At 49.2% G+C, this 13,192-nt stretch carries 6 protein-coding genes, 4 tRNA genes, 3 rRNA genes and 1 pseudogene; 10 read left to right on the forward strand and 4 right to left on the reverse strand.

Features of this window, described 5'->3' with window-relative positions; translation table 11 throughout:
• Positions 1 to 60: 60 nt before the first annotated feature.
• The 9 genes from btuB to RVY89_RS19945 all read left to right on the forward strand — a co-directional run bounded on the left by btuB (position 61) and on the right by RVY89_RS19945 (position 8,413).
• Positions 61 to 1,908 (forward strand): TonB-dependent vitamin B12 receptor BtuB, encoded by a 1,848-nt coding sequence (gene btuB / locus RVY89_RS19905; RefSeq protein WP_484826236.1) that lies wholly within the window; start codon positions 61 to 63, stop codon positions 1,906 to 1,908.
• A complete protein-coding gene (murI, locus tag RVY89_RS19910; RefSeq protein WP_484826237.1) occupies positions 1,853 to 2,704 on the forward strand; it encodes a glutamate racemase in 852 nt (283 codons plus the stop codon). The genes btuB and murI overlap by 56 nt, the downstream gene beginning before the upstream one ends.
• A gap of 383 nt (positions 2,705 to 3,087) precedes the next feature.
• Positions 3,088 to 4,627, forward strand: a 16S ribosomal RNA gene (locus tag RVY89_RS19915).
• 69 nt (positions 4,628 to 4,696) lie between these two features.
• Positions 4,697 to 4,773: transfer RNA gene (locus RVY89_RS19920), tRNA-Ile, on the forward strand.
• 42 nt (positions 4,774 to 4,815) lie between these two features.
• Positions 4,816 to 4,891, forward strand: a tRNA-Ala gene (locus tag RVY89_RS19925).
• A gap of 171 nt (positions 4,892 to 5,062) precedes the next feature.
• Positions 5,063 to 7,966: ribosomal RNA gene (locus RVY89_RS19930) — 23S ribosomal RNA — on the forward strand.
• A 69-nt stretch (positions 7,967 to 8,035) separates the two neighbouring features.
• Positions 8,036 to 8,151: ribosomal RNA gene (gene rrf, locus RVY89_RS19935) — 5S ribosomal RNA — on the forward strand.
• Together the 16S, 23S and 5S rRNA genes with 4 tRNA genes alongside form the textbook arrangement of a ribosomal RNA operon.
• 56 nt (positions 8,152 to 8,207) lie before the next feature.
• Positions 8,208 to 8,284, forward strand: a tRNA-Asp gene (locus tag RVY89_RS19940).
• A gap of 53 nt (positions 8,285 to 8,337) precedes the next feature.
• A tRNA-Trp gene (locus RVY89_RS19945) sits at positions 8,338 to 8,413 on the forward strand.
• Between the two features lie 99 nt (positions 8,414 to 8,512).
• On the opposite strand, the gene hdfR is transcribed toward RVY89_RS19945, so the two are convergent.
• Positions 8,513 to 9,334, reverse strand: a complete 822-nt coding sequence (hdfR, locus tag RVY89_RS19950; RefSeq protein ID WP_484826238.1) for an HTH-type transcriptional regulator HdfR — start codon at positions 9,332 to 9,334, stop codon at positions 8,513 to 8,515.
• Positions 9,335 to 9,452: 118 nt separating this feature from the next.
• On the opposite strand from hdfR, the gene RVY89_RS19955 reads away from it, so the two are divergent.
• Positions 9,453 to 9,791: a MaoP family protein gene (locus RVY89_RS19955; protein ID WP_023309658.1), complete on the forward strand. Its 339-nt coding sequence runs from the start codon at positions 9,453 to 9,455 to the stop codon at positions 9,789 to 9,791.
• A 30-nt stretch (positions 9,792 to 9,821) separates the two neighbouring features.
• On the opposite strand, the pseudogene RVY89_RS19960 reads toward RVY89_RS19955, so the two are convergent.
• The 3 genes and pseudogenes from RVY89_RS19960 to RVY89_RS19970 form a co-directional block, all read right to left on the reverse strand.
• A pseudogene (locus RVY89_RS19960) lies at positions 9,822 to 10,205 on the reverse strand (magnesium chelatase subunit ChlI family protein); the annotation flags it as partial.
• Between the two features lie 751 nt (positions 10,206 to 10,956).
• Positions 10,957 to 11,562 carry a hypothetical protein gene (locus RVY89_RS19965; RefSeq protein ID WP_484826239.1) on the reverse strand — a complete coding sequence of 202 codons (606 nt, stop codon included), beginning with the start codon at positions 11,560 to 11,562 and terminating at the stop codon, positions 10,957 to 10,959.
• A 585-nt stretch (positions 11,563 to 12,147) separates the two neighbouring features.
• A complete protein-coding gene (locus RVY89_RS19970; protein ID WP_484826240.1) occupies positions 12,148 to 12,903 on the reverse strand; it encodes a prepilin peptidase in 756 nt (251 codons plus the stop codon).
• Positions 12,904 to 13,192: the final 289 nt, after the last annotated feature.

The following is a 13,192-nucleotide window of genomic DNA, read 5'->3' on the forward strand; positions in this document are numbered from 1 at the left end:
ATCATCGCGTGCTATCGATGAGGCCTGCGGCATCCTTCTTATATTGTGGATGCTTTAACAATGATTAAAAAAGTATCGCTGTTGACGGCGTTGTCCGTCACGGCATTTTCGGGCTGGGCGCAGGATAGCGCAGACTCGTTGGTGGTGACGGCAAATCGTTTTGAACAACCTGAAAAAACTATCCTGGCTGCAAACACGGTTGTTACGCGTGCCGATATTGACCGTTGGCAATCAACCTCGGTCCTGGATGTTATGCGTCGCCTGCCCGGTGTGGATACGGCGCAAAATGGCGGGATGGGGCAACTCTCTTCTCTCTTTATCCGTGGCACAAACTCCAGCCACGTCCTGATCCTTGTTGATGGGATCCGCCTTAACCAGGCGGGCGTTACGGGGTCGTCCGATCTCAGCCAGTTCCCGATCTCTCTGGTGCAGCGTATCGAATATGTTCGTGGACCGCGTTCGGCGGTATACGGCTCGGACGCGATCGGCGGAGTCGTAAACATTATTACCACTCGCGCGAAGGACGGTACCACGCTGAATGCAGGTGTCGGGTCGCATGGTTACCAGAATTATGGCGGCAGTACCCAGCAAACATTGGGCGACAGCACGCGCGTCACGCTTGCGGGTGATTACACCTATACCAAAGGGTTTGATGTGGTTGCAGACGGCAATAATGGTGGCCTTGCCCAGACCGATCGCGACGGCTTTATGAATAAAACGCTCTACGGTGCACTGGAACACGCATTCTCAGACCAGTGGAGCGGATTTGTTCGCGGCTTTGGCTACAGCAACCGTACTGCCTACGACGGTTACTACAGCTCATTTACTCCTGACGTACTGGTCGATACCCGCCAGCTTTATAGTCAGACCTGGGATGCAGGATTGCGCTTCAACGATGACATCTTCCATTCACAGCTGCTCACCAGCTATAGCCACAGCAAGGACTATAACTACGATCCAAATTTGGGGCGTTACGATTCGACAGCCACGCTGGATGAAATCAAACAGTACAACGTCCAGTGGCTCAACTCCGTTGATGTTGGCCATGGGAACATTGGCGCGGGCGTTGACTGGCAGAAGCAGAGCACCGAGCCGGGTACAAACTACGTGACCAACGGCTACGACCTGCGTAACACCGGCGTCTACCTGACCGGGCTGCAGCAGTTTGGTGACTTCACCCTGGAAGGGGCGGTTCGCAGCGATGACAACTCTCAGTTCGGTCGCCATGGCACCTGGCAAAGTAGTGCGGCCTGGGAGTTCGTGGAGGGTTACCGCTTCGTTGCTTCTTATGGTACGGCCTATAAAGCACCGAATCTGGGTCAGCTCTATGGTTTTTATGGCAATGACCATCTTGATCCAGAAGAGAGCAAGCAGTGGGAAGGTGCGTTTGAAGGCCTGACGGCGGGCGTGAGCTGGCGCGTATCCGGCTACCGTAATGACGTTGATAATCTCATCGACTTCGATAATAACCTCCAGCAATATTACAACGTCGGTAAAGCACGCATTAAAGGTGTGGAAGCGACTGCATCATTTGATACGGGCCCGTTGACGCATACCGTTGGCTACGACTATGTGGATGCCCGCAATGCCGCAACCAACGAGCTTCTGGACCGTCGTGCTAAACAGCAGGTGAAATATCAGCTCGATACGCAGATCTATGATTTCGACTGGAGCCTGACTTATCACTATCTCGGTACGCGTTACGACACCGACTTTGGCACTTATCCGTCTGAGAAAGTAAAATTGGGCGGTGTCAGCCTGTGGGATGTCGCAGTTTCGTATCCTGTCACCTCACATCTCACAGTTCGTGGTAAAATAGCCAACCTGTTCGATAAAGATTACGAGACAGTTTATGGCTACCAAACTGCAGGACGGGAATACACCTTGTCTGGCAGCTACACCTTCTAATCCGCGTCCCACCGTGCTGGTGTTTGATTCCGGCGTCGGTGGGCTTTCGGTCTATGATGAGATTCGGCATCTCCTGCCGGATCTCCATTACATCTACGCCTTCGATAACGTCGCTTTCCCGTATGGGGAAAAGAGCGAAGATTTTATTGTTGAGCGTGTGGTTGAAATCGTCACCGCGGTACAAAAGCGCTATCCCCTTGCGCTGGCCGTCATCGCCTGTAATACGGCGAGCACCGTTTCTCTTCCCGCCCTGCGTGAAAAATTCCAGTTCCCGGTTGTGGGCGTCGTTCCTGCAATAAAGCCTGCCGCCCGCCTGACTGCGAACGGCATTGTGGGCCTGCTGGCCACGCGGGGTACGGTAAAGCGTCCTTATACCCGCGAGCTAATCGACCGTTTTGCCCACGAATGCCAGATTGCAATGCTGGGTTCGGCTGAGCTGGTGGAGATGGCGGAAGCGAAGCTGCATGGCAAGGCGGTATCACTCGACGAGCTGCGTCGTATTCTTCGTCCGTGGCTGCGGATGCCAGAACCCCCGGATACCGTTGTGCTGGGCTGCACCCACTTCCCGCTATTACAGGAAGAGCTATTAGAAGTGCTGCCGGAGGGCACACGCCTGGTGGATTCCGGTGCGGCTATCGCCCGTCGTACGGCCTGGTTGCTGGAGCACGAAGCACCCGATGCGAAATCTACCGATGCGAATATCGCGTTTTGTATGGCCATCACGAAAGAGACTGAGCAACTTTTACCCGTTTTACGCCGTTATGGCTTTGAAACGCTCGAAAAACTGGCGCTGTAGCACGGTTTTGAGCAAAAAAGAGACGGTTGAAAGTTTTTTTTAAAAGAGGGGTTGTCAACGTCTGAGAACTCCCTATAATGCGCCTCCACTGACACGGAACAACGGCTTACAGGCCGCCGGGTTAGCGGGGTTCAGAGATGAACGCCAGCAGAGAAAAGCGAAAATAATCACTTGACTCTGAATGAGGAAAACGTAATATACGGGACCTCGCAACGGTGAGCTTAACGCCGCGTTGCAACTGCTCTTTAACAATTTATCAGACAATCTGTGTGGGCACTCAAAGTGACATGGATTCTTAATGTCTTCGGACAATAAATGAATACCAAGTCTCTGAGTGAACATACGTAATTCATTACGAAGTTTAATTCACGAGCATCAAACTTAAATTGAAGAGTTTGATCATGGCTCAGATTGAACGCTGGCGGCAGGCCTAACACATGCAAGTCGAGCGGTAGCACAGAGAGCTTGCTCTCGGGTGACGAGCGGCGGACGGGTGAGTAATGTCTGGGAAACTGCCTGATGGAGGGGGATAACTACTGGAAACGGTAGCTAATACCGCATAACGTCGCAAGACCAAAGAGGGGGACCTTCGGGCCTCTTGCCATCAGATGTGCCCAGATGGGATTAGCTAGTAGGTGGGGTAACGGCTCACCTAGGCGACGATCCCTAGCTGGTCTGAGAGGATGACCAGCCACACTGGAACTGAGACACGGTCCAGACTCCTACGGGAGGCAGCAGTGGGGAATATTGCACAATGGGCGCAAGCCTGATGCAGCCATGCCGCGTGTATGAAGAAGGCCTTCGGGTTGTAAAGTACTTTCAGCGGGGAGGAAGGTGTTGAGGTTAATAACCTCAGCAATTGACGTTACCCGCAGAAGAAGCACCGGCTAACTCCGTGCCAGCAGCCGCGGTAATACGGAGGGTGCAAGCGTTAATCGGAATTACTGGGCGTAAAGCGCACGCAGGCGGTCTGTCAAGTCGGATGTGAAATCCCCGGGCTCAACCTGGGAACTGCATTCGAAACTGGCAGGCTAGAGTCTTGTAGAGGGGGGTAGAATTCCAGGTGTAGCGGTGAAATGCGTAGAGATCTGGAGGAATACCGGTGGCGAAGGCGGCCCCCTGGACAAAGACTGACGCTCAGGTGCGAAAGCGTGGGGAGCAAACAGGATTAGATACCCTGGTAGTCCACGCCGTAAACGATGTCGACTTGGAGGTTGTGCCCTTGAGGCGTGGCTTCCGGAGCTAACGCGTTAAGTCGACCGCCTGGGGAGTACGGCCGCAAGGTTAAAACTCAAATGAATTGACGGGGGCCCGCACAAGCGGTGGAGCATGTGGTTTAATTCGATGCAACGCGAAGAACCTTACCTACTCTTGACATCCAGAGAACTTAGCAGAGATGCTTTGGTGCCTTCGGGAACTCTGAGACAGGTGCTGCATGGCTGTCGTCAGCTCGTGTTGTGAAATGTTGGGTTAAGTCCCGCAACGAGCGCAACCCTTATCCTTTGTTGCCAGCGGTTCGGCCGGGAACTCAAAGGAGACTGCCAGTGATAAACTGGAGGAAGGTGGGGATGACGTCAAGTCATCATGGCCCTTACGAGTAGGGCTACACACGTGCTACAATGGCGCATACAAAGAGAAGCGACCTCGCGAGAGCAAGCGGACCTCATAAAGTGCGTCGTAGTCCGGATTGGAGTCTGCAACTCGACTCCATGAAGTCGGAATCGCTAGTAATCGTAGATCAGAATGCTACGGTGAATACGTTCCCGGGCCTTGTACACACCGCCCGTCACACCATGGGAGTGGGTTGCAAAAGAAGTAGGTAGCTTAACCTTCGGGAGGGCGCTTACCACTTTGTGATTCATGACTGGGGTGAAGTCGTAACAAGGTAACCGTAGGGGAACCTGCGGTTGGATCACCTCCTTACCTTAAAGAACCTGCCTTTGTAGTGCTCACACAGATTGTCTGATGAAAAACAGCAGTAAAAATCTCTGCAGGCTTGTAGCTCAGGTGGTTAGAGCGCACCCCTGATAAGGGTGAGGTCGGTGGTTCAAGTCCACTCAGGCCTACCAAACTCCTTTTAAAGGATGAGCGGTACAGAGATTACAAACGATGGGGCTATAGCTCAGCTGGGAGAGCGCCTGCTTTGCACGCAGGAGGTCTGCGGTTCGATCCCGCATAGCTCCACCATCTTTTACTGCGAACACAAGAAAACTTCAGAGTGAACCTGAAAAGGTGCACTGCGAAGTTTTGCTCTTTAAAAATCTGGATCAAGCTGAAAATTGAAACGACACATCTTTAATGGTGTGTTCGAGTCTCTCAAATTTTCGCAATCAGAAGTGAAACATCTTCGGGTTGTGAGGTTAAGCGACTAAGCGTACACGGTGGATGCCCTGGCAGTCAGAGGCGATGAAGGACGTGCTAATCTGCGAAAAGCGCCGGCGAGGTGATATGAACCTTTGACCCGGCGATGTCCGAATGGGGAAACCCAGTGCAATTCGTTGCACTATCGTTAACTGAATACATAGGTTAACGAGGCGAACCGGGGGAACTGAAACATCTAAGTACCCCGAGGAAAAGAAATCAACCGAGATTCCCCCAGTAGCGGCGAGCGAACGGGGAGCAGCCCAGAGTCTGAATCAGCTTGTGTGTTAGTGGAAGCGTCTGGAAAGTCGCACGGTACAGGGTGACAGTCCCGTACACGAAAGCACACAGGCTGTGAACTCGAAGAGTAGGGCGGGACACGTGGTATCCTGTCTGAATATGGGGGGACCATCCTCCAAGGCTAAATACTCCTGACTGACCGATAGTGAACCAGTACCGTGAGGGAAAGGCGAAAAGAACCCCGGCGAGGGGAGTGAAAAAGAACCTGAAACCGTGTACGTACAAGCAGTGGGAGCACCTTCGTGGTGTGACTGCGTACCTTTTGTATAATGGGTCAGCGACTTATATTCTGTAGCAAGGTTAACCGTATAGGGGAGCCGAAGGGAAACCGAGTCTTAACTGGGCGTTAAGTTGCAGGGTATAGACCCGAAACCCGGTGATCTAGCCATGGGCAGGTTGAAGGTTGGGTAACACTAACTGGAGGACCGAACCGACTAATGTTGAAAAATTAGCGGATGACTTGTGGCTGGGGGTGAAAGGCCAATCAAACCGGGAGATAGCTGGTTCTCCCCGAAAGCTATTTAGGTAGCGCCTCGTGAACTCATCTTCGGGGGTAGAGCACTGTTTCGGCTAGGGGGCCATCCCGGCTTACCAACCCGATGCAAACTACGAATACCGAAGAATGTTATCACGGGAGACACACGGCGGGTGCTAACGTCCGTCGTGAAGAGGGAAACAACCCAGACCGCCAGCTAAGGTCCCAAAGTCATGGTTAAGTGGGAAACGATGTGGGAAGGCACAGACAGCCAGGATGTTGGCTTAGAAGCAGCCATCATTTAAAGAAAGCGTAATAGCTCACTGGTCGAGTCGGCCTGCGCGGAAGATGTAACGGGGCTAAACCATGCACCGAAGCTGCGGCAGCGACACTATGTGTTGTTGGGTAGGGGAGCGTTCTGTAAGCCGTTGAAGGTGTGCTGTGAGGCATGCTGGAGGTATCAGAAGTGCGAATGCTGACATAAGTAACGATAAAGCGGGTGAAAAGCCCGCTCGCCGGAAGACCAAGGGTTCCTGTCCAACGTTAATCGGGGCAGGGTGAGTCGACCCCTAAGGCGAGGCCGAAAGGCGTAGTCGATGGGAAACAGGTTAATATTCCTGTACTTGGTGTTACTGCGAAGGGGGGACGGAGAAGGCTATGTTAGCCGGGCGACGGTTGTCCCGGTTTAAGCATGTAGGCGGAGGTTCCAGGTAAATCCGGTACCTTTTAACGCTGAGGTGTGATGACGAGGCACTACGGTGCTGAAGTAACAAATGCCCTGCTTCCAGGAAAAGCCTCTAAGCATCAGGTAACACGAAATCGTACCCCAAACCGACACAGGTGGTCAGGTAGAGAATACCAAGGCGCTTGAGAGAACTCGGGTGAAGGAACTAGGCAAAATGGTGCCGTAACTTCGGGAGAAGGCACGCTGATATGTAGGTGAAGCCCCTGCGGGTGGAGCTGAAATCAGTCGAAGATACCAGCTGGCTGCAACTGTTTATTAAAAACACAGCACTGTGCAAACACGAAAGTGGACGTATACGGTGTGACGCCTGCCCGGTGCCGGAAGGTTAATTGATGGGGTTAGCGGCAACGCGAAGCTCTTGATCGAAGCCCCGGTAAACGGCGGCCGTAACTATAACGGTCCTAAGGTAGCGAAATTCCTTGTCGGGTAAGTTCCGACCTGCACGAATGGCGTAATGATGGCCAGGCTGTCTCCACCCGAGACTCAGTGAAATTGAACTCGCTGTGAAGATGCAGTGTACCCGCGGCAAGACGGAAAGACCCCGTGAACCTTTACTATAGCTTGACACTGAACACTGGTCCTTGATGTGTAGGATAGGTGGGAGGCTTTGAAGCGTGGACGCCAGTCTGCGTGGAGCCGACCTTGAAATACCACCCTTTAATGGCTGGTGTTCTAACGTAGACCCGTAATCCGGGTTGCGGACAGTGTCTGGTGGGTAGTTTGACTGGGGCGGTCTCCTCCCAAAGAGTAACGGAGGAGCACGAAGGTTAGCTAATCCTGGTCGGACATCAGGAGGTTAGTGCAATGGCATAAGCTAGCTTGACTGCGAGAGTGACGGCTCGAGCAGGTGCGAAAGCAGGTCATAGTGATCCGGTGGTTCTGAATGGAAGGGCCATCGCTCAACGGATAAAAGGTACTCCGGGGATAACAGGCTGATACCGCCCAAGAGTTCATATCGACGGCGGTGTTTGGCACCTCGATGTCGGCTCATCACATCCTGGGGCTGAAGTAGGTCCCAAGGGTATGGCTGTTCGCCATTTAAAGTGGTACGCGAGCTGGGTTTAGAACGTCGTGAGACAGTTCGGTCCCTATCTGCCGTGGGCGCTGGAGAATTGAGGGGGGCTGCTCCTAGTACGAGAGGACCGGAGTGGACGCATCACTGGTGTTCGGGTTGTCATGCCAATGGCACTGCCCGGTAGCTAAATGCGGAAAAGATAAGTGCTGAAAGCATCTAAGCACGAAACTTGCCCCGAGATGAGTTCTCCCTGACCCTTTAAGGGTCCTGAAGGAACGTTGAAGACTACGACGTTGATAGGTCGGGTGTGTAAGCGCAGCGATGCGTTGAGCTAACCGATACTAATGAACCGTGAGGCTTAACCTTACAACGCCGAAGCTGTTTCGGCGAAGAGAGACGCGATTTTCAGCTCTGATACAGATTTAACAGAATTTGCCTGGCGGCTTTAGCGCGGTGGTCCCACCTGACCCCATGCCGAACTCAGAAGTGAAACGCCGTAGCGCCGATGGTAGTGTGGGGTCTCCCCATGTGAGAGTAGGGAACTGCCAGGCATCAAATTAAGTAGTAAGCCGGTGCATTAATCCGGTGGTTACAAGCAGTCTTCGGTGGAGCGGTAGTTCAGTCGGTTAGAATACCTGCCTGTCACGCAGGGGGTCGCGGGTTCGAGTCCCGTCCGTTCCGCCACTTATTAAGACATTAAGCCTGCCTAATTGGCAGGCTTAATGGCAAAAAACTTTAGGGGCGTAGCTCAGTTGGTAGAGCACCGGTCTCCAAAACCGGGTGTCGCGAGTTCGAGTCTCTCCGCCCCTGCCATATAGAATCCTTTGCTTCGGCAAAGGATTTTTTTTCGCCTGAAACACGGCAGAAAACGCTCTTCTTAATTTTCAGCCAGCATCCCTGCTGGCTGATGTATTAATCCATTACATTGATTTTTAGAATATCTTTTATCTGCGATTGCTTATCACTGTTTTGCAGCCAAATCGCATACAGCGGCCTGGTTAGCGTGGTGGAATCCATCACGGTGTGTAGCCCCGCTTTAGCGTCTGCCCAGCGAACAGGTAACCAGGTACAACCTTTCAGCAGGGACAGCTGCTGACAGGCGATCTCTGCCGAGCTGGTCGTTAACTGCGGAACATCATCAGGTGCAATCAACCCCGTCTCATGCTGCTGAAAATCCGGCCCCCACTCAAGGCGTAAATAGGTCAGGTCTGCCTTCATCATCGAAGGTTCAGACGCATAAAGTGCCAGGCCAAACTGGCCCACAATCTGGCTGCTAAATTCGTCCATCTTGGGGGCTTCGGTGGTGATCAGAAGATCAAGCTGGCGCTCATGAAGTTGCTTAACCAGCGACTGCCGTTGTGCAATTCTGGCCTCAAATTGCAGGTGCCCGTGTGAATGATATAGCCGGGTAAGCCACTGACTTAGCATGCATTCCCACAGAGAAGCGCTGGCCCCTATCGAGAACTCATTATGCCTCGAAGTATGTGCCACCTCTTTACGTGCCGCCTGCCAGGTATTCATCAGCGTTTCTGCGTACGGCAGCAGTTTTTCACCGGCAGGCGTTAAGCGAATATTGTTACGATGGCGGGTAAAAAGATTCACACCCAATTGATTTTCCAGCTGTCGAATACGAAAACTGACGGCTGACTGCGTCAGGTAAAGGGCTTCAGCTGCTCGCCCAAAGTGGCGTGTTCTGCTCACTTCAAGGAAAGTTTTAAGCAATTCCGTATCCACATCTTTCTCCGCAAAATTATTTGTCGTTATGATTTAAATGTTTTGTTTTACACTCTGTCAAGCGTAACTAATACTCCGCGCCATAAATAGCTCGGCCAAAGAATTAGGAGCGTGTAGGATGGCGGAAAGCTTTACGACGACTAATCGTTTTTTCGACAATAAACATTATCCGCGCGGGTTCTCTCGTCACGGCGATTTCACCATCAAAGAAGCTCAACTGCTTGAGCGCCATGGTTATGCCTTTAACGAGCTGGATCTGGGTAAGCGTGAACCTGCTACCGAAGACGAAAAACAGTTTGTTTCTGTTTGCCGTGGTGAGCGTGAGCCGGAGTCTGAAGCGGAACGTGTATGGATCAAGTACATGGCGCGCATTAAGCGTCCAAAGCGCTTCCATACGCTGTCTGGCGGCAAGCCGCAGATGGAAGGTGCAGAAGACTACACCGAGTCTGATGACTAAAATGAAAAGAAGGGGCTACGGCCCCTTTTTTTATGCCAGCAATTTCTGCAAATGCAGCAGTAAACGATCGATAGCGCGGTAGCTCAGCGCCTCCTGCAAATGTTTCCTCTCAATGTCAGTGCACCCCTCCACGTCAGCAATGGTTCTGGCCACTTTCAACAAACGCTGCCACGCACGTATGGACAGTCCGAACCGCGTCAACGTCTCCTCCAGCCATCCCGCATCCTCAACGTTAAGAGAACAAAACTGCCGGATCCCGGCATTATCCAGCCGTGCATTCAACTTGTTCTGACGAGCGTACTGCCGCGTCTGGGCCGCAATCACCCGCTTGCGTACCTCTGCTGAGCTTTCACCCGTTATGCCCGTTTGCCTTAGCAGACCCGGCGGCGGAAGGGGGATTTCGAGGGATAAATCGTTTTATTATACGAATATACATTTAGAACATTTGTAGCTAATGTCTTAAAAATACTTTAAAAACAATAAGATATAAATTATTAAGCACTACTGATTACTCACTACTTTTTTGAGCCGCGGGAAATGATTACATGCATGAGAATCAACAGGAGGGATGAATTGCAAATTCCTCTCTGTAACGACTTTTAGACGTGTTTTTTATTATCCCCTTGGTAACGGGTTCTGACGTTGTTTAAGTCGCTTCAGAGATAGTCTGAAGCGCTTAGAGAACATTTAATATGGATCTTGGACAATACTCTGAATTCAGGGGGACCATACGATATGTTTTTCCCTTGCATTAACCTTCTGAAGGTACATTCACTCAAGTGCTGAGCTTGGTTTATCCTGTGGATAAGCTAGTAGTTTCTGACCTTGCCAGAGCACTGTAGTGCTCCTCAAGGCTTGTATCAGGTGCCGTGTCATACACTGAAGCTCAGGAGTAACACAGAATGCAACCCCTTAAAATTGTATTGTGCCAGCTTGTACCTGCCTTATGGTCGCCAAAATTAATGCTGTGTAGGTATCGCTATCGACGTTAACTGGCCATAATTCGAACGCAGAGGGCATACGAGAGACTCAGTAAGCCCATTGTAAGAAAGACTTGAAATTGGACTGACTTTCTTGTCACATTGAAATGTCCTGCGCTGATTAGGGTGATTTTTAAATTATTAATCCTTTAATTATCTGAGGTTAGGTGAGGCTTATATGGTGTTCAGCATAAAATATTGTGATGGAATGCATATGACAATACATCCGATATGCCATATCGGAAGACCTGGAAATACATTGCGCTGTTATGAATTCCCATTTTTTTTAATGCATGTCCTTTATGAACGGACTTAATTTTATCAGGGATTGTTAATTTGTTACCTTCTCTAAAAAAATCATTTATGACGAGCTTTTCCATATAAGTCAATTGATTCTTTCGAGTGTTTTCTGAATCTGGCAGGGATGGCCTAAGGGCAAAACGTAGCCTCATCGTTATCATGCTTATTGGTGCGTCGACATCTATAGTGTCAAACCCTAAAGCATTTATTGCTGGATGAAACATTTTAGATGTCAGGAATAAAACATCTCTAGAATTGTGATGTCTTTTGTTTAGAAAAATAATACTTTCAATGAGTCTGTCATGATAATAATAATCGTAATTTATAATAATTTTTCTGAAGCTTAGTGCCGGTTCCATTTTTAATGTGGAAACCAAATCTTCTATTGAATAAAAGTGTTGGATTTTGAGGTTATGCAATTTTTCCAGGAGAAACACTACAGCCCCTGTGATCAAATGATTCTTACTAACAACACAAACAACCGTATTCATATCTTACCTTCAACAAAATAATTGCTTATCTGTCCAGCCAAATAAAATTAATGTAAAAAAATAATATGATGATATTGATTGGTTGAAAACTCAAGCTGCAATAGTAATTACATACTCTTCGTGCATTCACTAAAACGTAAAGATCTGTTTTGTGAAAGTGAGTAATGATGCGATAAATCTGGCTGTTTGCACTAAATATAAATGGACGTTATTGCGTTATCGGCACTTGTGAATATTGATTCAAAGTGTGAATTGAACCACAAGTAACTTTTTTCTTATTTTTAACGATTTTATTACAAAATACGGCCCGAGTAGTTTTCCTGTGCGGCGTGAATATTCATCATCCAATATTTAAATTATATCAGTTCGTCTGTTGTCCGAAGTCTATATGTATTGGCATATGGTCTTTCGCTTACATAGGGATCCTGTCACTTATATAGGACTCCTGGTTTTTTATTCTATTGATGATAATGATTTGTAAGTACCAATATGTCGAACAGAATGAATCATTTTAAAGGCAAGATTTTATACATAGCAATAAAGCAGTAGCACGATTATATTTTCAACATAGTGCCCTTGTTTCACTTAACTAAAAACTTCAAATCCATATTCCAGAATATCAGTATGAAACAGTATAATGCTGATAGTTTCAGCAATGACGAGGGATGGGCCGAAAGGAATTAACTTAGTACAGTTGGCTGGCCGGCTTAACAACAAAAAAAGAAATGCAATTGCCGGTGCTATGGATAAAACACATATAACATTCGCGATTCCTGACCATGCGCCAAACATTGCCAGTAACTTGTAATCCCCCTGACCCAGTCCGTGCCTGCCAGTAAAGGCGAAAAACAGAATGTTTGTGATCCACAAGACCATATATCCTGAAACAACCCCCCATACTGCGTCAGACAAAGGCACAAAACCTGAACCTGAGCTGCTCCAGAGAATACCGGCCCACAAAACGGGTTGCGTGATCGCATCGGGCAATAACAGATATCTGTAGTCAATCAGAGCCAGCGCTATCATTGAACTTCCCAAAAGGCACAGTGGAACCGCCTTTGCGGTTACAGGCCAAATCATAAAAATTATTGCGTATAGCAGACTGTTAATGATTTCCAGGGATGGATTTTGTCTGACAGCCAACATCGCCTGGCGCAAAACCTGCAATGTTCCCTTTACAGAATCAAGAATCAGTAGTGAATTTGTGCAATGATGTTTTTTTTCTTCATTGCTAGTACCACTGTCATCATCCTGGTTAAGAATTGATAATGGCAACTGATTAATTATAATCCTTAATACACTGCCGATGAACAGGCCCGCTATTATATAAACCACTGACATAAAAACTCTCTTACACAATACGATGTAATATCGCCGGCATTCAATATGAATGTGTCTGGCAAGGCGTTACGTATCGTTGTCTGAAGATTCATGGCGTAACCATTTTGGTTGCATGATGATTGTCTGAACATTATGAAAAAGCAGCTTCAGTGATAATATCTTGTTACAAGACCGTGTGAAGTTCTTAATGTTGTCACCTGCTCCTATTTTTAAATCCTCAGGTGCTGATACCATTTAGCAACGAAAGCTGTTCTATGATAATCGACAGAAAAGCAACATCAAGTATTAT

This window comes from Enterobacter sp. 3U4, from assembly GCF_057224565.1.